General features: G+C 71.1%; 20 protein-coding genes and 2 pseudogenes. 14 read left to right on the top strand and 8 right to left on the bottom strand.

What is annotated here, in order from left to right; genetic code table 11:
- Nucleotides 1–65: 65 nt before the first annotated feature.
- Genes AQI70_RS04445 through AQI70_RS04460 form a run of 4 tightly spaced genes read left to right on the top strand, consistent with a single transcriptional unit; the run spans nt 66 to nt 4,025 of the window.
- The gene (locus AQI70_RS04445) at nt 66–1,136 is read left to right on the top strand and encodes a M4 family metallopeptidase (protein ID WP_062145076.1); all 1,071 of its coding nucleotides are present in this window, start codon (nt 66–68) and stop codon (nt 1,134–1,136) included.
- Nucleotides 1,137–1,157: 21 nt separating this feature from the next.
- Nucleotides 1,158–1,424 carry a protealysin inhibitor emfourin gene (locus tag AQI70_RS04450; protein ID WP_004001392.1) on the top strand — a complete coding sequence of 89 codons (267 nt, stop codon included), beginning with the start codon at nt 1,158–1,160 and terminating at the stop codon, nt 1,422–1,424.
- Between the two features lie 46 nt (nt 1,425–1,470).
- Nucleotides 1,471–2,787, top strand: coding sequence for a GH1 family beta-glucosidase (locus AQI70_RS04455; RefSeq protein WP_062144367.1), 1,317 nt, complete (start codon nt 1,471–1,473; stop codon nt 2,785–2,787).
- Nucleotides 2,784–4,025: an MFS transporter gene (locus AQI70_RS04460; RefSeq protein WP_062144370.1), complete on the top strand. Its 1,242-nt coding sequence runs from the start codon at nt 2,784–2,786 to the stop codon at nt 4,023–4,025. Before AQI70_RS04455 ends, AQI70_RS04460 begins: the two co-directional genes overlap by 4 nt.
- Nucleotides 4,026–4,122: 97 nt before the next feature.
- On the opposite strand, the gene AQI70_RS04465 is transcribed toward AQI70_RS04460, so the two are convergent.
- Nucleotides 4,123–4,977, bottom strand: coding sequence for an NAD-dependent epimerase/dehydratase family protein (locus tag AQI70_RS04465; protein ID WP_062144373.1), 855 nt, complete (start codon nt 4,975–4,977; stop codon nt 4,123–4,125).
- Between the two features lie 119 nt (nt 4,978–5,096).
- On the opposite strand from AQI70_RS04465, the gene AQI70_RS04470 reads away from it, so the two are divergent.
- Both AQI70_RS04470 and AQI70_RS04475 read left to right on the top strand, forming a co-directional pair.
- Nucleotides 5,097–5,945: a helix-turn-helix transcriptional regulator gene (locus AQI70_RS04470; RefSeq protein ID WP_062144377.1), complete on the top strand. Its 849-nt coding sequence runs from the start codon at nt 5,097–5,099 to the stop codon at nt 5,943–5,945.
- Nucleotides 5,946–6,356: 411 nt separating this feature from the next.
- Nucleotides 6,357–6,833: a hypothetical protein gene (locus tag AQI70_RS04475; protein ID WP_062144380.1), complete on the top strand. Its 477-nt coding sequence runs from the start codon at nt 6,357–6,359 to the stop codon at nt 6,831–6,833.
- 90 nt (nt 6,834–6,923) lie between these two features.
- On the opposite strand, the gene AQI70_RS04480 is transcribed toward AQI70_RS04475, so the two are convergent.
- Together AQI70_RS04480 and AQI70_RS04485 are read right to left on the bottom strand one after the other, a co-directional pair.
- On the bottom strand, nt 6,924–7,262 hold the full coding sequence (locus AQI70_RS04480; RefSeq protein ID WP_062144382.1) for a P-II family nitrogen regulator: 339 nt from the start codon (nt 7,260–7,262) through the stop codon (nt 6,924–6,926).
- Nucleotides 7,259–8,584 (bottom strand): ammonium transporter, encoded by a 1,326-nt coding sequence (locus AQI70_RS04485; protein WP_062145078.1) that lies wholly within the window; start codon nt 8,582–8,584, stop codon nt 7,259–7,261. The genes AQI70_RS04480 and AQI70_RS04485 overlap by 4 nt, the downstream gene beginning before the upstream one ends.
- A gap of 165 nt (nt 8,585–8,749) precedes the next feature.
- Between AQI70_RS04485 and era the strand changes: the two genes are divergently transcribed.
- The 5 genes from era (at nt 8,750) to AQI70_RS04510 (ending at nt 14,365) form a co-directional block, all read left to right on the top strand.
- Nucleotides 8,750–9,712, top strand: a complete 963-nt coding sequence (era, locus tag AQI70_RS04490; RefSeq protein WP_107116898.1) for a GTPase Era — start codon at nt 8,750–8,752, stop codon at nt 9,710–9,712.
- A gap of 332 nt (nt 9,713–10,044) precedes the next feature.
- On the top strand, nt 10,045–12,192 hold the full coding sequence (locus AQI70_RS04495; protein ID WP_062144388.1) for a PhoH family protein: 2,148 nt from the start codon (nt 10,045–10,047) through the stop codon (nt 12,190–12,192).
- A gap of 15 nt (nt 12,193–12,207) precedes the next feature.
- A complete protein-coding gene (ybeY, locus tag AQI70_RS04500) occupies nt 12,208–12,705 on the top strand; it encodes an rRNA maturation RNase YbeY (RefSeq protein ID WP_004001382.1) in 498 nt (165 codons plus the stop codon).
- Complete coding sequence (locus tag AQI70_RS04505) at nt 12,702–14,009, top strand: hemolysin family protein (RefSeq protein WP_062144390.1); 1,308 nt, start codon at nt 12,702–12,704, stop codon at nt 14,007–14,009. The genes ybeY and AQI70_RS04505 overlap by 4 nt, the downstream gene beginning before the upstream one ends.
- The gene (locus tag AQI70_RS04510) at nt 14,006–14,365 is read left to right on the top strand and encodes an MmcQ/YjbR family DNA-binding protein (RefSeq protein WP_062144393.1); all 360 of its coding nucleotides are present in this window, start codon (nt 14,006–14,008) and stop codon (nt 14,363–14,365) included. Before AQI70_RS04505 ends, AQI70_RS04510 begins: the two co-directional genes overlap by 4 nt.
- A gap of 120 nt (nt 14,366–14,485) precedes the next feature.
- Here the strand turns inward: AQI70_RS04510 and AQI70_RS38335 are convergent.
- A pseudogene (locus AQI70_RS38335) lies at nt 14,486–14,659 on the bottom strand (MFS transporter); the annotation flags it as partial.
- Nucleotides 14,660–14,665: 6 nt separating this feature from the next.
- Between AQI70_RS38335 and AQI70_RS40005 the strand changes: the two are divergent.
- Nucleotides 14,666–14,801, top strand: a pseudogene (locus AQI70_RS40005) (XRE family transcriptional regulator); the annotation flags it as partial.
- Between the two features lie 28 nt (nt 14,802–14,829).
- The gene (locus AQI70_RS04515) at nt 14,830–15,183 is read left to right on the top strand and encodes a cytidine/deoxycytidylate deaminase family protein (RefSeq protein WP_004001377.1); all 354 of its coding nucleotides are present in this window, start codon (nt 14,830–14,832) and stop codon (nt 15,181–15,183) included.
- A gap of 28 nt (nt 15,184–15,211) precedes the next feature.
- Here the strand turns inward: AQI70_RS04515 and AQI70_RS04520 are convergent, their stop codons facing one another.
- On the bottom strand, nt 15,212–15,595 hold the full coding sequence (locus AQI70_RS04520; RefSeq protein ID WP_062144395.1) for a nuclear transport factor 2 family protein: 384 nt from the start codon (nt 15,593–15,595) through the stop codon (nt 15,212–15,214).
- A 112-nt stretch (nt 15,596–15,707) separates the two neighbouring features.
- Here AQI70_RS04520 and AQI70_RS04525 point away from each other — a divergent pair, with 112 nt between their 5' ends.
- On the top strand, nt 15,708–16,505 hold the full coding sequence (locus AQI70_RS04525; RefSeq protein ID WP_062144397.1) for a VOC family protein: 798 nt from the start codon (nt 15,708–15,710) through the stop codon (nt 16,503–16,505).
- A gap of 28 nt (nt 16,506–16,533) precedes the next feature.
- Here AQI70_RS04525 and AQI70_RS04530 read toward each other — a convergent pair whose 3' ends face one another.
- From AQI70_RS04530 to AQI70_RS38955, 3 genes are all read right to left on the bottom strand, one after another.
- Nucleotides 16,534–17,649, bottom strand: coding sequence for a carbohydrate kinase family protein (locus AQI70_RS04530; RefSeq protein WP_062144400.1), 1,116 nt, complete (start codon nt 17,647–17,649; stop codon nt 16,534–16,536).
- Between the two features lie 211 nt (nt 17,650–17,860).
- Nucleotides 17,861–19,150: a glucarate dehydratase family protein gene (locus tag AQI70_RS04535; protein WP_062144403.1), complete on the bottom strand. Its 1,290-nt coding sequence runs from the start codon at nt 19,148–19,150 to the stop codon at nt 17,861–17,863.
- Nucleotides 19,147–19,458, bottom strand: a complete 312-nt coding sequence (locus tag AQI70_RS38955; protein ID WP_159042608.1) for a hypothetical protein — start codon at nt 19,456–19,458, stop codon at nt 19,147–19,149. Before AQI70_RS38955 ends, AQI70_RS04535 begins: the two co-directional genes overlap by 4 nt.
- Between the last annotated feature and the right edge of the window lie 102 nt (nt 19,459–19,560).

Raw genomic sequence — 19,560 nt, forward strand, 5'->3', positions numbered from 1 at the left:
GCATATTTCACCAATCATGGTTGCGGCTGGTGACACACTCATGACGCAGTGCAATGGTGCCGGGTATGACGACGAACGGGGGCTTCGAGCCCGTCTTCTGCACCGTCGTACCGCCACACGTCCTCGACAAGCTGGCACGGAACGACGACCCCGCACTCTCCGGTCCCGCCCGGCGGACCCTGATGCGCGACAGCGAGCTGCGCGGCCGGCGCCGCGTCACGACCGAGTTCGCCCTCGCGGCCGCCCCGACGGCGAAGGCACCGTCGGACCAGCCGCTGCGCACGATCTACGACGCCGAGCACGGGACCGCCCTGCCCGGCACCAAGGTCCGCGGCGAGGGCGGCGAGCCCGGCCGGGACGCCACGGTCAACCGCGCCTACTCCGGGCTCGGCGCCACCTTCGACCTCTTCCTCAAGGCCTACCGGCGCCACTCCATCGACGGCGACGGCCTGCCCCTGAACGCCACCGTCCACTACGACGAGAACTACAACAACGCCTTCTGGAACGGCGAGCAGATGGTGTTCGGCGACGGTGACGGCGAGATCTTCCTCGACTTCACCATCCCGATCGACGTCATCGGCCACGAGCTCACCCACGGCGTCACCCAGTACACGGCCAACCTCACCTACTACGGCCAGCCCGGCGCCCTGAACGAGTCGATGTCGGACGTCTTCGGCTCCCTCATCAAGCAGTACACGCTCGGCCAGACCGCCGCCGAGGCCGACTGGCTGATCGGCGCGGGGCTGCTCGCCCCGAGCGTCTCCGGCAAGGCCCTGCGCTCCATGAAGGCCCCGGGCACCGCGTACGACGACGACGTGCTCGGCAAGGACCCGCAGCCCGCGACCATGGACGACTACGTCCGCACCGGCCGCGACAACGGCGGCGTCCACATCAACTCCGGCATCCCCAACCACGCCTTCTACCTGGCCGCCACCGCCCTCGGCGGCCACGCCTGGGAGAAGGCGGGACAGATCTGGTACGACGTCCTGACCGGCGGCGAGCTGTCGGACCGGGCCATGTTCACCGACTTCGCGGGGCTCACCGTCAAGGCCGCGCGCGAGCGCTTCGGTGACGGCGGCGATGAGTTCCAGGCCGTGCAGAAGGCCTGGGAGCAGGTCGGGGTGCGGATCCTGTGAGTCCGTACTAGACAGGGACCCATGCGTATTCAGGTGCGGCGCACGGGCGGATTCGCGGGCATCGAGCGGCATGCCGAGGTGGACACCTCGGGGCGGCCCGACGCCCAGGAGTGGCACGCCCTGGCCGAGCGCGCGGTCGCGTCCGGCCGGGGCACGCCTCCCATCGGGGTGCCGGACGGCTTCAGCTACCAGATCACCGTGGACGGCAAGACGGTGTACTGCGCCGATCCCCGGCTCACCGACGAACAGCGCAAGCTGATCTCCAGAGTGCTCAAGGAAGGCGCGTAACGGGCAGTTCCCGCCGGGGCGTTGACTTCCGTTACCGCCGGTACGGATGATCCGGCGCATGGCGACTGACCCGATACCCCAGTTCCCGGCCGGCTTCCTGTGGGGCGTCTCGACCTCGGCCCACCAGATCGAGGGAGCGGCGGACGAGCGTGAGAAGTCCGTGTGGGACGCCTTCACGGCCGAGCCGGGAAGGGTGAAGGACGGTTCCACGGCCGAGGTGGCCTGCGACCACTACCACCGCTACCGCGAGGACGTGGCCCTGCTGGCCGGCCTCGGCGTGGACGCGTACCGCTTCTCGGTCTCCTGGCCCCGGGTGAACGCGCCGCAGGGCCTCGACTTCTACGACCGCCTGGTGGACGAGCTGTGCGCGGCGGGCGTACGGCCGGTGCCGACGCTGTTCCACTGGGACCTTCCCCTCACGCTGGACTGGCTCGACCGGGACACGGCCGCCCGCTTCGCCGAGTACGTGTCGGTGGTCGCCGAGCGCCTGGGCGACCGCGTCACGAAGTGGATCACCCTCAACGAGCCCGCCGAGCACACCCTGCTGGGCCACGCCCTCGGCACCCACGCCCCGGGCAGGCAGCTGCTCTTCGACGCCCTCCCCGTCGCCCACCACCAGCTGCTGGCCCACGGTCTCGCCGTACGGGCCCTGCGCGCGGCCGGCGCCACGGACATCGGGATCGCCAACTCGCACGGGCCGACCTGGCCGGCGTCGCGGGAACAGGCGGATGTGGAGGCGGCGGACTTCTACGACGTCCTGCTCAACCGTCTCTTCGCCGATCCCCTGCTGCTGGGCGCATACCCGGCCGGGCTCGGCGAGTTGATGCCGGGCGACGTCGAGTCGGACCTGAAGGTCATCGCGGAGCCGCTGGACTTCTACGGCGTCAACTACTACGCGCCGACCCGCGTGGGCGCCCCGCAGGGCACCGAGACCGAGTTCGGCGGGGTGAGCATGCCCGCCGAACTGCCCTTCTCGGTGCGGGAGATCGAGGGCGTGCCGACGACGGACTTCGGCTGGCCGGTGGTCCCCGAGGGCCTGACGGAGCTGCTCACCGGCTTCCGGGAACGCTACGGCGACCGGCTGCCGCCGATCGTCGTCACCGAGAACGGCTGCTCGTACGAGGGCATCGACGACCAGCGGCGGATCGCCTACCTGGACGGCCACATCCGCGCGCTGCACCGGGCGGTGGATGCGGGCGTGGACGTGCGCGGATACTTCGTCTGGTCGCTGCTGGACAACTTCGAGTGGGCCGAGGGGTACGCGCGGCGGTTCGGGCTCGTCCATGTGGACTACAAGACGCTCACCAGGACCCCGAAGGCGTCCTACGCCTGGCTGCGGGACGTGCTCCGGGCACAGGGATGACAGCCGACGCCCTGGCCGAGCCCGTCGACCGGGTCGGCCGGGGCTGGACGGCCGCGTTGTCGCTGGCCAACGTGGCGATCTGGGTGGGCTGGTACGGCCCGCTGCAGATCCTGCTGGCCCAGCAGGCGGCGGCCTTCGCGCCCGGCACGGGGATGTCGAAGGAGACGCTGCTGGCGTGGGTGACCGGCGCGGGCGCGGCGGTGTCGCTGGCGGCGAACCCGCTCTTCGGCGCGCTGTCGGACCGCACCACGGCCCGCTGGGGCCGCCGTACCCCGTGGATCGTGGCCGGTGCGGCGGGCGGCGCGCTGTCGTTGCTGCTGCTCGCCGGTGCGAGCGGGCTGTGGGCCATGGCGGTCGGCTGGTGCCTGGTGCAGCTGACCCTGAACGCGGCCTTCGCGGCGGTGACGGCGGCGGTGCCGGACCGGGTGCCGCGGCTGCAACGGGGCGCGGTGGGCGGCTGGTTGGGGGCGGCGCAGATCCTCGGGGCGGTCGCCGGGACGGGGCTGGCGACGGCGGCAGGCGGGATCGCGGCGGGGTATGCGGCGTGCGCGGTGTTCGCGGTGGTGGGGGTGCTGCCGTACGTGCTCGGGTACGGGGATCTCCGGCTGGACGTCGCGGACCGGCCGCCCTGGTCCTGGCGTTCGTTCGTACGGGGCTTCTGGCTGAGCCCGCGCCGCTACCCCGACTTCGCCTGGGCCTGGCTGACCCGCTTCCTGATCAACCTCAGCAACGCGCTGGTGATCCTCTACCTCCTCTACTACCTGCGGGACCGTCTGCACCACGCCGACCCCGAGCAGGGCGTCCTGGTCCTGACGGCGGTGAACAGCGTGACGCTGCTGGCCACGGTCGTGGTGGGCGGCGTGTGGTCGGACCGGCTGGGGCGGCGTAAGCCGTTCGTGAGGTGGTCCGGGGTGGTGATGGCGGCGGCCACCGGGCTGCTGGCTGTCTGGCAGACCTGGCCGAGCGCGATCGTCGTGGCGGCGCTGCTGGGGCTCGGCCTCGGGGTGTTCATGTCGGTCGACTTCGCCCTGATGACGGACGTACTGCCGAAGGCCCTCGACCGCGGCAAGGACCTCGGCGTCATCAACGTCGCCAATGCCCTCCCCCAGGTGGCGGCCCCCGCCCTCGCCGCGCCGATCGTGACGCACCTCGGTGGTTACCGCGTGCTGTACCTGGCGGCGGCGGGGGTCGGGCTGGCGGGGGCCGTCCTGGTGGGGCGTATCAGAGGCGTGGACTAGGCGCGCCCCAAAGGGGCGCGGGGCCGTGTTGAATAGCGGCTACCGCCGCGTGGGCGCGACCAGCCACAACGGACCGGCAGACGACCACCGGCCCCGATCAGAGCACTCCGGCATCCCTCGCAGCGTAGACCGACGGGTACAACGGCCGATAACCCAGCTCCCGCCGAATCCGCTCCGTGGAGGTGATCGCCAGCCACGGGTCGGGATCGGTGCGGGTGTACAGCTCGGCGGGGACCTCGACACCGTTGAGCTGGTGCAGTTCGACCGCCGTGACCGGGGCGTCGTCGGCGATGTTGTAGATCCGGCCGGCGATGCCCGGCGCGTGCAGGACGCGCAGCAGCCCCTGGGCGACGTCCGCGTGATGGCCCATGTGCAACCGCTGGGTCGCCGCCCAGTTCCCGGCCCACATCAGGGACTGGGCGAGATGCGGATCGCCCTCGCCGTAGACGAAGGGGAGCCGGGCGACGCGCACGTCGAGGCCCTCCAGTGCGAGCAGCTCCCGCTCGGCCCGCGCCTTGGACTCGGGGTAGGCGCCCCACATCGCCCCGCCGGGCCGGCTCTCGTCGTCCTCGGTCAGCGGCCGGCCCCGTCCGGCGCCGTACACCAGCCCCGTGCTGACCTGCACGAACCTCCGCACCCCGGCCGCCTGTGCGGCGCGGCCCAGTTCCACGGCCGCGTCCCGGTTGACGGCCCACGCCTCCTCGTCCGGCACCCCGCGGAAGGACGCGGCGACGTTCACGACGGCGTCCACCCCGGCGACCGCCTTGCCGAGCGCCTCCGTGTCGCGCAGGTCCCCGACCACGACCTCGGCGCCCAGCCCCGCGAACGGCTCGCCGCGCGCCGCGTCCCGCACCAGGACCCGTACGCCCTCCCCCGGCCGGGCCTGCGCCAGCAGCCTCGGCACAAAGCGTCGGCCGACCTGCCCCGTCGTACCGGTCACCAATGTCAGCATGATCTGCTCCTCTCGTCGCCGACCAGCCTCCGCCGGAGCGGGTACGAGCGGGAGAGACCTGTTGATCAGGGGATCGGCAGTCCCTGGATAAGGCGCGGGAGCTGCCGCAGGCTGGATGGGTGAACCGAGCCGAACTCGCCGACTTCCTGCGCCGTGGCCGTGCCCGGCTGACCCCGTCGGACGTGGGCCTGACGCCGGGCACCCGGCGTCGCACGCCCGGCCTGCGCCGGGAGGAGGTGGCGCAGCTGGCGGGCATGTCGGTGGACTACTACACCCGCCTCGAACAGTCCCGCGGCCCACACCCGTCCCGCCAGATGCTGACGGCGCTGGCCCGCGCGCTGCGCCTGACCGACGTCGAGCAGGACCACCTGTTCCATCTGGCCGGCGAGGAACCCCCGCGCCGCGAGACGGCGTCGGCGCATGTGCGTCCCGGGCTGCTGCTGATCCTGGACCGGCTGCACGACACACCGGCGCAGGTGGTGAACGACTGCGGCGAGGTGCTGGCCCAGAACGCGATGGCGCGAGCGCTGGTCGGCGATGTGCTGTCCCGCCCGCGGCGCGAGCGCAACCTGACCCGCCTGTTCTTCCTGGACCCGACCGCCCGCGCACTCTTCCCCCAGGAGGACCTCACCGGCCATGCGCGCGCCCATGTGGCCACCCTGCGCGCGGTGGCCGCGGCTCGCCCCGACGACCCGGAGCCGGCCGCGCTGGTCGCCGAACTCCGGGAGGCGAGCGAGGAGTTCGCCCGGCTGTGGGACGAACACGAGGTGTCCCAGCGCAACAGGGCGACGAAACGCTTCGTGCACCCCGTGGTCGGCCTCCTGGAACTGGACTGCGAGGTCATGGTCAGCCACGAGCACCACCACCTCCTGGTCGTCCACACCGCCCGCCCGGGCACCGCCGCGTACGAGCGCCTTCAGCTCCTGCGGGTGGTGGGCCTGCAGGACATGTCACCCAGCAAGGCCTGACCGTACGGAACGGGCCGCCCGCTCCGGATCCGAGCCGCCGTCTTCCACCCTCCCTCCGGAGCCTCCGGAGCACGCGGGCGACTGGCTGGCCCCCGACCGCTTCCACCCGTCGGCGGAGGGCTATCGGGCCTGGGCGCGGGTGCTGGCGGCGCGGCTCGCGACGCTGACGGAGGCGGCGGTGCAGCTGACGGAGGCGGCGGTGCCGCTGAGTCGACCCGTTAGTTGACCCGTGAGTAGTTGAGGCCGGAAATCACCCTTGCCGACCCTCACCCCAGGCGCATCAATGGAAACGACGGTTCCGACGGACCGTCAGATTCAGTTCTCCACGCAGTGTGTCCGCATCCACCTGCCGAGCAGTTCCCCCCACCCCCACAGCAGGAATTCCCCCACCTCGAAAGGGAGCGGATCCCCATGAGACGAACGCGTATCGGAGCAGGTGCGGCACTGGCGGCCGGGGCCCTCGCGGTCACCGGACTGGCCTTCGCGCCCGCCGCCCTCGCCGTCACCCCCGCCACCGCGACCATCACCGCCGACTGCGGCAGCTTCGGCGGCGGCGAGGCCACCCTCACGGCGACCCAGAACGGCACCGCCGCCACCCTCACCGTCAACTCCTCCGCGATCACCGCGCCGATCGCGCTCGGGGAGGACTCGATCTCCTCGACGCTCACCCTGGTGAAGGCGGGCGGCGGCACCGTCGCCTTCACCGGCACCGAGAACCCGGCGATGGCCGCCGGCGACCCCGTCCAGGTCGGCCCGCTCAGCGGCACCGTCGCCTCCGGGGACAGCCTGGAGGCCTTCGGCGGCTCGCTGAAGATGACCGTCTTCGGCATCACCATCACCTGCACGGCGACCGGGCCGCAGTCGCCGGGCCCGTTCGTGTTCGACTGAGGCGCGTGAGGAGCTGACGGGGCGCGGTCCCGGCGCTGTACGGCTATAAGGCGTGGCGGCTTTGCTGCTTGGCGGCTAAAGCTGTACGGCTTACAGCGCGTCGGGACCGCGCTCGCCCGTCCGTACGCGTACGACCGTCTCGACCGGCACCGCCCAGACCTTGCCATCGCCGATCTTGCCCGTCTGGGCGGCCTTCACGATCGCGTCGATGACGTCGTCGGTCGCCGCGTCCTCGACGACGACCTCGATGCGGACCTTCGGCACCAGGTCGACCTGGTACTCCGCGCCCCGGTACACCTCGGTGTGGCCGCGCTGACGGCCGTAGCCGCTCGCCTCGGTCACGGTCAGGCCGTGCACGCCGAGTTCCTGGAGGGCGGTCTTGACCTCGTCGAGCCGGTACGGCTTGACGATCGCGGTGATCAGCTTCATGCCTGCTTCTTGACCTTCTGCGGGGCGGGGACGGAGGAGGGGACGGACGAGGTGGCCGTGACCGGGGCGCCGTGCCCCAGGACCCCGTGATCGTAGGCGCTCTCGGCGTGCACCGTAAGGTCCAGGCCGGTGTGCTCCTGCTCCTCGCCCGCCCGGAAGCCCATGGCCCTGTCGATGACCTTGCCGATGCCGTAGGTGACGAGGAAGGCGTACGCGGCCACGGCCACGACGGCCACCAGCTGCTTGCCGAGCTGCGCGAGTCCGCCGCCGTAGAGCAGGCCCTCGGCGCCGCCCGTCATGGTGGCCGTGGCGAAGACGCCGATCAGCAGGGTGCCGATGACACCGCCGACCAGGTGGACACCGACGACGTCCAGGGAGTCGTCGTAGTTGAGCTTGAACTTCCAGCTGACGGCGTAGGAGCAGACGACACCGGCGGCCAGGCCGATGACGAGCGCGCCGAGCAGGGAGACCGAGCCGCAGGAGGGGGTGATGGCGACCAGACCGGCGACCGCGCCGGAGGCCGCGCCCAGCGTCGTCGGGTGACCGTCGCGCTTCTGCTCGACGAAGAGCCAGCCGAGGAGGCCGGTGCAGCCGGCGGCGAGGGTGTTGAGGAAGGCGGCCGCGGCGAGGCCGTTGGCTCCCAGGGCCGAACCGGCGTTGAACCCGAACCAGCCGAACCAGAGCAGACCCGCGCCCAGCATGACCATCGGCAGGTTGTGCGGCCGCATGGCGTCCTTCTTGAACCCGAGCCGCGGACCGAGGACCAGGCAGAGGGCGAGGCCCGAGGCACCGGAGGTGATCTCGACGGGCAGACCGCCGGCGAAGTCGAGGGCGCCGAGGCGGTCGAGGATCCAGCCGCCGGGGCCCCAGGTCCAGTGGGCGACCGGAACGTATACGAGCAGCGCCCAGACCGGCACGAAGACCATCCAGGCCCCGAACTTCGCCCGGTCCGCGACCGCGCCGCTGATCAGGGCGGCCGTGATGATCGCGAAGGTGAGCTGGAAGGTGGCGAAGAGGAGGGTGGGGACGGTGCCCTGGACGCTGTCGGGCGCCAGGCCCGCCATCCCGGCGTGATCGAGGCCGCCGATCAGCCCGCCGCCGATGTCGTCGCCGAAGGCGAGGGAGTACCCGCAGGCCAGCCACACGATGGTGACCAGGGCGATGGACACGAAGCTCATCATCAGCATGTTGAGGACGCTCTTCGTGCGGACCATGCCGCCGTAGAAGAGGGCCAGGCCCGGGGTCATCAGCAGGACGAGGGCGGTGGCGGCGAGCAGCCAGGCGGTGTCGCCGGTGTCGACGCCTGCGGCGGCGAGGGTCATGGTCGTCTCCATCGGGGTGGGGGCTCGACAGAGATTCACCGGCCTGCGTTTCCGGGCACGTACGGATGTGTTTCGGTGAGGTTTCATTGCGCCGGGGTTTCCGACATCTCACGGGACGGGAGGTGAGGTGCCCGTGGTACGGCGGGCACTTGTGGATCAGGGAGAATGGGCCCCATGAGCGTTCGAACCCAGTCATCCGAGCAGCCGGCCGAGGCTCCCCACCGCGCCGGCTTCGCCTGCTTCGTGGGCCGCCCCAACGCGGGCAAGTCCACCCTCACGAACGCTCTGGTCGGGCAGAAGGTGGCGATCACCGCCAACCAGCCGCAGACGACGCGGCACACGGTGCGGGGCATCGTCCACCGCCCCGACGCCCAGCTGATCCTGGTCGACACCCCCGGGCTGCACAAGCCGCGCACGCTGCTCGGCCAGCGGCTCAACGACGTCGTACGGACGACGTGGGCCGAGGTCGACGTGATCGGTTTCTGCCTTCCGGCGAACGAGAAGCTGGGCCCGGGTGACCGCTTCATCGCGAAGGAACTGGCGTCCATCAAGAAGACGCCGAAGATCGCGATCGTCACGAAGACCGACCTCGTGGACGGCAAGACGCTGGCCGAGCAGCTCATCGCCATCGACCAGCTCGGCAAGGAGCTCGGGTTCGAGTGGGCGGAGATCGTGCCGGTGTCGGCGGTCGGCGACAAGCAGGTGGACCTGCTGGCCGACCTGATCGTCCCCCTCCTGCCGGAGGGGCCGGCGCTCTACCCCGAGGGTGACCTCACCGACGAGCCGGAGCAGGTGATGATCGCGGAACTGATCCGCGAGGCCGCGCTGGAGGGCGTCCGCGACGAGCTCCCCCACTCCATCGCCGTCGTCGTCGAGGAGATGCTTCCCCGCGAGGACCGCCCCGCCGACAAGCCCCTCCTCGACATCCACGCCTTCGTCTATATCGAGCGCCCCAGCCAGAAGGGCATCATCATCGGCCCCAAGGGCAAGCGCCTGAAGGAGGTCGGCATCAAGTCCCGCAGGCAGATCGAGGCGTTGCTGGGGACGCCGGTGTTCCTGGACCTCCATGTGAAGGTGGCGAAGGACTGGCAGCGGGACCCGAAGCAACTGCGCCGCCTGGGCTTCTGACGAAGTCCCCTCGCCCCCGCCGCCCCAGAAGGGGCTCCGCCCCCTGGACCCCCGCTCCTCAAACGCCGGAGGGGCTGGTTTTCAGCCCGTCCGGCGTTTGAGGACGAGGCCCGTTCAGGGCCGAAGCGGGGGTCTGGGGGCGGCAGCCCCCAGGGGACGGGAATGGGTAGGGGCGGCGGGGGCGAGGAAAACGGGCGCGCGTCGTGAGAAACCTCCCCCGCGAAAAGTCCTACGGCGTTGTCAGTCCCCCGGCGTACTCTTGAAATCGCCAGGCCGCCCATGTGGCGGGCGAGTCGTATCGAGGAGGACGAGCAAGGCCACAGAGCCGGCCCATGACTCAGACACCCACAGCTCACACACCCGCGCAGGGGCAGGCGAGAGCACAGTTCACCGTCCCCGCCCAGCACCCCATGGTGACCGTGCTGGGGTCCGGCGACTCCCTCCTGCGCGTGATCGAGAAGGCCTTCCCGGCGACCGACATACACGTCCGGGGCAACGAGATCAGCGCGGTCGGCGACGCTCACGAAGTCGCCCTCATCCAGCGCCTGTTCGACGAGATGATGCTGGTGCTCCGCACCGGGCAACCGATGACGGAGGACGCAGTGGAACGCTCGATCGCCATGCTCAGGGCGAGTGAGAACGGGGAGGGACCGGAGGAGACCCCAGCCGAGGTCCTCACCCAGAACATCCTCTCCTCGCGCGGCCGCACGATCCGCCCCAAGACCCTGAACCAGAAGCGATACGTCGACGCGATCGACAAACACACGATCGTCTTCGGTATCGGTCCCGCCGGTACCGGCAAGACCTACCTCGCCATGGCCAAGGCGGTGCAGGCCCTCCAGTCCAAGCAGGTCAACCGCATCATCCTGACCCGGCCGGCGGTGGAAGCGGGCGAGCGGCTGGGCTTCCTGCCGGGCACGCTGTACGAGAAGATCGACCCGTATCTGCGCCCCTTGTACGACGCGCTGCACGACATGCTCGACCCGGACTCTATTCCGCGGTTGATGGCGGCGGGGACCATCGAGGTGGCGCCGCTGGCATATATGAGAGGTCGTGCGCAACCGCGTTTCACGAACGTCCTCACTCCCCATGGCTGGCGCCCCATCGGCGACCTCCAGGTCGGTGACTTGGTCATCGGCTCCAACGGTGAGCCGACTCCGGTCCTGGGCATCTATCCGCAGGGCGAGAAGGACATCTACCGAGTCACGGCCCAGGACGGCTCCTGGACGCTGTGCTGCGGCGAGCACCTGTGGACGGTCAGGACGCGCGACGACAAGCGCCGTGACAAGCCGTGGCGGGTCCTGGAGACCCAGGAGATGATCGGCAACCTCCGGGCCGCACACGCACGGCGGTACGAGTTGCCGATGCTCACGGCGCCGGTGTGCTTCCCGGAGCGTGAGGTCCCGCTGGACCCGTACGCTCTGGGGCTGTTGCTGGGCGACGGTTGCCTCACGGGTTCCACGACTCCCTCCTCCGCAACGCAGGATCCGGAGCTGGCCGAGGCGCTGGAAACCGCGCTGCGTGGTGTCACGGTGCGGCACAAGGGCGGACCCGACTATGTCCTCAACCGGACTAAGTCTCCCGGCGACGTGATGACCATGGAGAACCCTGTCACGCGGGTTCTGCGGGAGCTGGATCTGCTCCGCACTCGCTCACACACCGAATTCGTCCCGGACGACTACCTGTACAACTCCGCCGAGGTCCGGCTGGCCGTACTCCAAGGTCTACTCGACTCAGACGGTGGTCCGGTCACCCAGGCGGACCGCACGTGCCGCATCCAGTACACGACGACGTCGATCCTGCTGCGGGACGACGTGATCTCGCTCGTGCAGTCACTGGGCGGCGTTGCGTACACCCGTCGCCATGCTGCCGAGGGCCGTAAGCCGGGCTTCGCCAGCGGCCGGGACGTCGCATACCGCCGTGACGCCCACATCATCGACATCCGTCTCCCCGAAGGCATCGAGCCCTTCCGCCTCGCCCGCAAACGAGACAAGTACGACGCGGCCGGCGGCGGCGGACGCCCGATGCGCTTCATCGACAGCATCGAGCCCGCGGGCAGGGAGGAGACCGTCTGCATTCAGGTGGCAGCGGAGGACTCCCTCTACGTCACCCAGGACTACCTGCTGACACACAACACCCTCAACGACGCCTTCATCATCCTCGACGAGGCCCAGAACACCAGCCCCGAACAGATGAAGATGTTCCTCACCCGCCTCGGCTTCGACTCGAAGATCGTCATCACCGGTGACGTGACCCAGGTCGACCTCCCGGACGGCACCAAGTCCGGTCTGCGGCAGGTGCAGGAGATCCTGGAGGGCGTCGAGGACGTCCACTTCTCCCGGCTGTCCTCGCACGATGTGGTCCGGCACAAGCTGGTGGGCCGTATCGTCGACGCGTACGAGAAGTACGACACCAAGCACGGCACCCAGAACGGCACGCACAAGGGCCGGGGCGGCAAGGCCGGGCACAAGGGGAAGTAGAGAACACGCACGACCATGTCGATCGACGTCAACAACGAGTCCGGCACCGAGGTCGACGAGCAGGCGATCCTCGACATCGCCCGCTACGCGCTCGCGCGGATGCGCATCCACCCGCTCTCCGAGCTCTCGGTGATCGTCGTGGACGCCGACGCCATGGAGCAGCTCCACATCCAGTGGATGGACCTGCCCGGGCCGACCGATGTCATGTCCTTCCCGATGGACGAGCTGCGTCCGCCTTCGAAGGACGACGACGAGCCCCCGCAGGGGCTCCTCGGTGACATCGTGCTGTGCCCGGAGGTCGCCGCGAAGCAGGGGGCGGAAGCGCCCACGCAGCACTCCATGGACGAGGAGCTCCAGCTGCTCACCGTCCACGGTGTGCTGCATCTGCTCGGGTACGACCACGAGGAGCCGGACGAGAAGGCCGAGATGTTCGGCCTGCAGGCCGCCATCGTGGACGGCTGGCGCACGGAGAAGGGTCTGACCGGGCCCTCCCCGGCGCCGACCGTGTCATGAGTCTCGCCCTCGTCTCCGGCGCGATCGCCCTGGTGGTCGTGGCCTGGCTCGCCGCCTGCGCGGAGGCGGGGCTGGCGCGCGTGTCCAGCTTCCGCGCCGAGGAGGCCGTACGAAGCGGCCGCCGCGGCAGCGCCAAGCTCGCCCAGGTCGCCGCCGACCCGACGCGCTATCTGAACGTGGCGCTGCTGGTCCGCGTCGCGTGCGAGATGGCCGCCGCCGCGCTGGTCACGTACGCGTGCCTGATAGCGATCGACGGCACCACGCAGGCCCTGCTCGCCGCGATCGGCGTCATGGTCCTGGTGTCGTACGTCGCCGTCGGCGTCTCCCCGCGCACCATCGGCCGCCAGCACCCGCTGAACACGGCGACGGCGGCGGCGTATGTGCTGCTGCCGCTCGCGCGGATCATGGGGCCGATCCCGTATCTGCTGATCCTCATCGGCAACGCCCTCACCCCCGGCAAGGGCTTCCGGCGCGGGCCCTTCGCCTCCGAGGCGGAGCTGCGCGCGCTGGTGGACCTCGCCGAGCAGGAGCAGCTGATCGAGGACGACGAGCGCCGTATGGTGCACTCGGTGTTCGAGCTGGGCGACACGCTCGTGCGGGAGGTCATGGTCCCGCGCACCGACCTGATCGTGATCGAGCGGTACAAGACGATCCGACAGGCCCTCACCCTCGCGCTGCGCTCCGGTTTCTCCCGTATTCCGGTCGTCGGGGAGAGCGAGGACGACGTGGTCGGGATCGTGTATCTGAAGGACCTGGTCCGCAAGACGCACATCAGCCGGGAGGCGGAGAGCGAGCTGGTGTCGACGGCGATGCGGCCCGCGTTCTTCGTGCCGGACACCAAGAACGCCGGGGACCTGCTGCGCGAGATGCAGAAGGAGCGCAACCACGTCGCCGTCGTCATCGACGAGTACGGCGGCACCGCCGGGATCGTCACGATCGAGGACATCCTTGAGGAGATCGTCGGCGAGATCACCGACGAGTACGACCGTGAACTGCCGCCGGTGGAGGATCTGGGCGAGGACCGCTACCGGATCACCGCCCGGCTGGACATCACGGACCTCGGCGAGCTGTACGGCCTCGACGAGTACGACGACGAGGACGTGGAGACGGTCGGCGGGCTGCTGGCGAAGGCGCTCGGCCGGGTGCCCATCGCCGGGGCGTCGTCGGTGGTCGACCTGCCCGACGGCCGCGGGCTGCGGCTGACGGCGGAGGCGGCGGCCGGCCGCCGGAACAAGATCGTGACCGTGCTGGTGGAGCCGGTGGCCCCCGTCACGGCCCCGGAGGAGGAGACGAAGCCGGAGTGACCCCCGAGGAACTGCGCGCCTTCTGCCTGTCCTTCAACGCCGCCGTGGAGGACTTCCCCTTCGCCCCGGAGATCTCGGTCTTCAAGGTCCGGGGCAAGATGTTCGCCCTGAGCTGGATCGACGCCCGGCCCCTGAAGGTCAACCTCAAGTGCGATCCGGAGGACGCGGTCCGGCTCCGCACCGAGCACCCCGGCCTGATCGCGCCCGGCTACCACATGAACAAGCGGCACTGGAACACGGTGACGGTCGACGGTGAGCTCCCGGATCGTCTCGTCCGGGAGCTCATCGAGGACTCGTACGACCTGGTGGTGGCCGGTCTGCCGAGAGCCGAGCGGCTCCGCCTCGACCGCCCCTGAGCCCCCCCCCCCCCCGCACAGTTCCTGGCGGGTGTGGCCGGACGGGTTCTGGAAGCCGCCCGCTGTGTGACGGCCGCGGCGCACGGGTGGGGCGTCCCGCGCGACCGACCGGTGTGTCGCGTCGGTGAGGACGCCGCCCGCGACCATGCCGATGGTGAAGCCGAGGGACATCAGCGTCCCGGAGATGCCGAGGGCGCGGTCCCGGGCGGGGCCCTCGGTGAAGGTGGTGGTCAGCAGGGACATGCCGGTCGGGACGATGACCGCCGCGCCGAGGCCCTGCAGGCGGCGGCTGGCCGCCGTCCGCTGGTCGGGCTGCTGTGCCTGGAGTCGATCGTGCTGCACACCCCGCTGGACGAGGCGAACACGGCGGCCAAGCTTCAGTGGCTGGCGTCGCCGGAGGGACGGCGGGGGGGCGATGTACCCCGTGGCCGGGTAGGGCGGGCGTCGGTTCGTATGCTCAGGTCATGACCGACAACAGTGCGCTTGACCCCGAGGACCGCAAGATCGTCACCCTGGCCCGTTCCGCGCGGGCCCGCAACGGTGTGCCCGAGGGGGCGGCCGTACGGGACGAGACCGGCCGTACGTATGTCGCCGGGACCGTCGCCCTGGACTCCCTGAAGCTGAGCGCGCTGCGGACGGCGGTGGCGATGGCGGTGGCCTCGGGCGCGAAGTCGCTGGAGGCGGCTGCGGTGGTCACGGAGGCCGAGGGCGCCTCGGACGAGGACCGGGCGGCGGTGCGCGACCTCGGGGGGCCGCAGACGCCGGTGCTGGTGGCGGGGCCGGACGGGGCGGTGCGTACCACGGTGACGGCGGGCTGAGGGCCGGGGCCGACGGGCCGCGGGGCGCTCAGGTCCGGGCGGCGGCGGTGATGTGGCTGAGCACGCAGAGCCAGCGGTCGTTCCGCCGTACGAAGACGTCGGTCGTCCACTCGTCGGCGTCGAAGCGCTCGCCCCGGTAGTGGGCCGTGTTCGTCACCCGCGCCGTCACCACCGCCGAGTCGCCGTACACCCGGACCCTGGGCTCGCCGACGAGGTCGAACGCCGAGTGGGTCAGGTCGCCGGACTCGACCAGCGCGAGGAACTGCTCCCTGGTGGAGATGCCCGACTCGGAGACGATGACCCAGTCGTCGGCCATGAACTCGGCGATCCGAACGGCGTCGTTGGAGACCATCGCCGCCGCCCAGCCGTGTGCGGCGGCGGTGAGTCGGGCCGTACGCGCGTCGTCGCTCATGGCCGGATGGTAACCACAGCGGGCCGCCCCGGCGCCCGGGGAGCATCCGACGGGCGAGTGTCGGTGCCGGGTGTCACGCTGAGGTCATACCGGTCTGCGAAAGGGCATCGTCATGATCACCACTGACCTCACCCCCGGCGCACCCTGCTGGCTCGACCTCGGTGCCCCCGACGTCGGGGCCGCCGCGGCCTTCTACGGCTCGGTGCTCGGCTGGGAGTACGAGTCCATGGGCGAGGCGGGCGACTTCGAGGGCGGGATGTTCAAGAAGGACGGCAAGACCGTCGCCGGGCTCGGCAAGCTCACCGAGGAGGGCGCGCGCTCGGCGTGGATGATCTACTACACCGTCACCGACGCGGACGCCACGACCCAGGCGGTGGAGCGTGCGGGCGGCACGGTGCGGGTGGCGCCGAGAGACCTCGACGACTGGGGCCGGATGGCGCAGTACAGCGACCCGCTGGGCGGCCAGTTCGCCGTCTGGCAGCCGGGGAAGGACTCGGGCTTCGAGCTGGCGGACAAGCCGGGCTCGCTGTCGTGGACCGAGCTGTTCACGAGCGACGCGGCGGCCGCGAAGGAGTTCTACGGCGGTGTCTTCGGCTGGCAGTTCAGCGACATGGAGCTGCCGGGCGGCGGGGGTACGTACACCCTGATCACACCGGCCGGGCTGCCCGAGGAGCGTATGCAGGGCGGCCTGATGGAGCTCCCGGCGGAGAACCTGGAGCTGACGAACGGGCGGCCGTACTGGCACCCGGTCTTCAACGTCACCGACTGCGACGCCTCGGTCGCCCAGGTCACCGAGAACGGCGGCAGCGTGCAGATGGGGCCGGAGGACGTGGAGGGCGTGGGCCGGCTGGCCGTCTGTCTCGACCCGTCGAACGCGGACTTCGTGGTGCTGAAGCCTGCCGACGGCTGAACGGCCCGCGCTCTGTCCTCACCCGCTGTCAGGCCGACCGCCGGAACCCGATCGTCGGCACCGCCCGCCGCAGCGGCCACGGTCTCGTCTCCTCCGCCGGCACCAGGCCCGCCAGGAACGCGTACCGGCGCAGCGCCTCGGGGTCCTGCTGGTCGAGGGACTGGACCTTGCGCCACCAGGCGCCGATCTCGGCCCAGCCGGGTGCCGAGAGGGAGCCGCCGAACTCCTGGACCGAGAGGGCGGCCGTCAGGCCCGCGAAGGCCAGGCGGTCCGCCAGCGGCCAGTCGGCCAGCGTGCCGGTGACGAAGCCGGCCACGAAGACGTCCCCCGCGCCGGTCGGGTCCAGGGCCTCCACGGCGATCGCGGGGACGACGGCGGTCTCCCCGGTCCGGCCGTCCACCGCGTAGGCGCCCTCCGCGCCGAGGGTGACCACCGCGACCGGCACATGGGCGGTGAGGGCGTGGGCGGCCTCGCGGGGGCAGTCGGCGCCCGTGTACCGCATGGCCTCCTGCGCGTTCGGCAGGAACGCCTCGCAGTGTTCGAGATCCGCCAGCCCCGCCAGGTCCCACGCCCCGGTGTCGTCCCAGCCGACGTCGGCGAAGATCCGGGTGCCCCGGCGCGCGGCCTGCGCGATCCAGGGGGCGCGCTTGCCCGGCTCCAGGGAGGCCACGGCGGCACGCGCGTGGGGCGGGCGGTCCGGCGCCTCCTCCTGGACAAGGGCAGCCTCCGGGGGCGGCTCGTGGCCGTGGGAGACCATCGTGCGCTCGCCCTCGTACGCCATCGAGACCGTCACCGGCGAGTGCCAGCCGGGGACCCGGCAGGACGAGGAGAGGTCGATGCCCTCGCCCTGTTCCAGCGCGTCCCAGCAGTAGTCGCCGTAGTGGTCGTCGCCGAAGGCCGCCGCGAGGGACGTCCGCAGGCCCAGGCGGGCCAGTGCCGTCGCCATGTTCGCCACGCCGCCGGGGCTGGACCCCATCCCGCGCGCCCAGGACTCGGTCCCGCGCACCGGGGCCGAGTCGAGGCCGGTGAAGATGATGTCGAGGAAGACGGTGCCCGTGAGATACACGTCCCAGGGCGGGTCCGCGGGGGTGCGCAGGCGGGCGAGGGGGTCGACCTGGGCCCGGCGGTACGTCCCTCCTGCCATGGACGACGGCCCGTGGGGCGAGGGTCCCTTTCCGTTGGGCGCGATGGGCGTGGTCACGGTGCGCTCCCTGACGTGGTGCTGATCTGGCCAGTGTGCACCACGCCACCGACAACGCCACCGGGCCACCGACGACGCCACCGGACCACCGACGACGACGCCATCGGACCACCGACAGGCGCCACCGCGATCCCGCCCGAGCCTCCCGTCGCTGCTACCAGCGCGGCACCGAGGGCGTCACCCAGCCCGGGTCGGCGACCCGCATCGCCGCCGCGTCGTCGCGGTCCCGGAGGCAGCCGTCGTCATCCAGCCACCGCCGGTGCAGCTCCGCCAGCCGGTCCCGGTCCAGCTCGACCCCGAGTCCGGGCGCGTCCGGTACGGCGACCCGGCCGCCGTCGAAGGTGAGGCGCTCGGTGAGGACGTCCTCGGACTGCCAGGGGTAGTGGGAGTCGCAGGCGTGGTGGAGGTTCGGGACGGTCGACGCCACGTGGGTCATCGCGGCCAGGGAGATGCCCAGGTGGGTGTTGGAGTGCATGGACACCCCGACGCCGAAGGTGCGGCAGATCGCCGCCAGCTGCTGGGTGTTGCGCAGCCCGCCCCAGTAGTGGTGGTCGGAGAGGACGACCTGGACGGCGTCCCTGGTGAACGCCTCCTTGATCTCCGCGAACGTCGTCACGCACATGTTGGTCGCCAGCGGCACCCCGGTCCGCGCGGCGACCTCGGCCATGGCGGCCGTACCGAGGGTCGGGTCCTCCAGGTACTCCAGGACGTCCCCGAGCTCGTGCGCCACCTTCAGCGAGGTCTCCACGGACCAGGCCCCGTTGGGGTCGAGGCGCAGGGGGTGCCCGGGAAAGGCCTCCGCGAGCGCCCGTACGGCCGCGATCTCCTCGTCCGGCGGGAAGACGCCGCCCTTGAGCTTGAAGGAGGTGAACCCGTACCGCTCCGTGAACCGCCGGGCCTGCTCGACGACCCCGGCCGGGTCGACGGCGGCGCCCCAGTCGTCCTTCTCGGCGCGGACGCCCGCCGGATGGCCGGCCCACTTGTAGAACAGGTAGGCGCTGTACTCGACCGCGTCCCGCACCTTGCCGCCGAGCAGCGCGTGCACGGGCAGCCCGAGCGCCTTGCCGAGGGCGTCGAGGCAGGCGACCTCGAAGCCGGAGACGACGGACAGCCGCAGCTTGTCGGCGGTCTGGACACCGCGCAGCCCGCCGACGTCGACCTGCCCCGACACCCGCGACCGATCGACGACCACCTCGTCCGCGACGACGAACAGGCCGTTGAGGTCGCTGACTTGACGTCCGATCAGCTTCTCCGCGAACGGCCGGGCGAGCTCCAGGTACTTGGTGTCGCCGTATGTCTCGCCGATGCCGGTGGTCCCGTCGGCCGTCTCGACCTCCACGATCAGGCGGGGCGTGTACGGCTGGTGTACGCCCTGGGTGTTCAGCAGCGGCGGGTCGGCGACCAGGATCGGCGTCAGGCGGACATCGGTGATCGTGAGGTTCACAGTGCGGCTCCTACGAGGTCGGGTCCGGCGGCGAGGAGAGTGCGCAGGTCGGCCAGGCCGGCGGCCGACGGGTCGGTGAGCGGGACGTAGAAGTCGCGCAGCAGCAGGAGGTGACGACCACCCGGTACGCGTCCTCGTCCAGCGAGAAGAACTCGCCCGGTGCCGCAGGCGGGCTGCATCGATATGCGACTACCGCCGGGTGGCGGCGCCGGGGCCGGTGGCGAGCTGGGCGGCGACATGGGTGCGCCGTCCCGCAGCGGTCGCGCCACGGCGGCGGACGTCGTCCCCGTGCCCGTGTCGAGAGCCACCGTTACCGATCTCCCCCTGTAGACGCCATCCATATATGAAAATGGAGATTAGATAGGCGAACACGGACCGTCAATGCCGGTGCCCCCCGATTACGATCGGCA

Origin of the sequence: Streptomyces curacoi (genome assembly GCF_001513975.1) — a bacterium.
In the GTDB taxonomy this organism is placed as follows: Bacteria; Actinomycetota; Actinomycetes; order Streptomycetales; family Streptomycetaceae; genus Streptomyces; species Streptomyces curacoi.

What these genes read in the sequence shown, in the direction of transcription:
- AQI70_RS04520 (WP_062144395.1), bottom strand. Translation starts at nt 15,595, where the DNA reads ATGAGCGACGACGCGCGTACGGCCCGACTCACCGCCGCCGCACACGGC.
- AQI70_RS04480 (WP_062144382.1), bottom strand. Translation starts at nt 7,262, where the DNA reads ATGAAGCTGATCACCGCGATCGTCAAGCCGTACCGGCTCGACGAGGTC.
- ybeY (WP_004001382.1), top strand. Translation starts at nt 12,208, where the DNA reads ATGTCGATCGACGTCAACAACGAGTCCGGCACCGAGGTCGACGAGCAG.
- AQI70_RS04465 (WP_062144373.1), bottom strand. Translation starts at nt 4,977, where the DNA reads ATGCTGACATTGGTGACCGGTACGACGGGGCAGGTCGGCCGACGCTTT.
- AQI70_RS04485 (WP_062145078.1), bottom strand. Translation starts at nt 8,584, where the DNA reads ATGACCCTCGCCGCCGCAGGCGTCGACACCGGCGACACCGCCTGGCTG.
- AQI70_RS04530 (WP_062144400.1), bottom strand. Translation starts at nt 17,649, where the DNA reads ATGGCAGGAGGGACGTACCGCCGGGCCCAGGTCGACCCCCTCGCCCGC.
- era (WP_107116898.1), top strand. Translation starts at nt 8,750, where the DNA reads ATGGGCCCCATGAGCGTTCGAACCCAGTCATCCGAGCAGCCGGCCGAG.
- AQI70_RS04475 (WP_062144380.1), top strand. Translation starts at nt 6,357, where the DNA reads ATGAGACGAACGCGTATCGGAGCAGGTGCGGCACTGGCGGCCGGGGCC.
- AQI70_RS04495 (WP_062144388.1), top strand. Translation starts at nt 10,045, where the DNA reads ATGACTCAGACACCCACAGCTCACACACCCGCGCAGGGGCAGGCGAGA.
- AQI70_RS04450 (WP_004001392.1), top strand. Translation starts at nt 1,158, where the DNA reads ATGCGTATTCAGGTGCGGCGCACGGGCGGATTCGCGGGCATCGAGCGG.
- AQI70_RS04505 (WP_062144390.1), top strand. Translation starts at nt 12,702, where the DNA reads ATGAGTCTCGCCCTCGTCTCCGGCGCGATCGCCCTGGTGGTCGTGGCC.
- AQI70_RS04445 (WP_062145076.1), top strand. Translation starts at nt 66, where the DNA reads ATGACGACGAACGGGGGCTTCGAGCCCGTCTTCTGCACCGTCGTACCG.
- AQI70_RS04455 (WP_062144367.1), top strand. Translation starts at nt 1,471, where the DNA reads ATGATCCGGCGCATGGCGACTGACCCGATACCCCAGTTCCCGGCCGGC.
- AQI70_RS04515 (WP_004001377.1), top strand. Translation starts at nt 14,830, where the DNA reads ATGACCGACAACAGTGCGCTTGACCCCGAGGACCGCAAGATCGTCACC.
- AQI70_RS04525 (WP_062144397.1), top strand. Translation starts at nt 15,708, where the DNA reads ATGATCACCACTGACCTCACCCCCGGCGCACCCTGCTGGCTCGACCTC.
- AQI70_RS04460 (WP_062144370.1), top strand. Translation starts at nt 2,784, where the DNA reads ATGACAGCCGACGCCCTGGCCGAGCCCGTCGACCGGGTCGGCCGGGGC.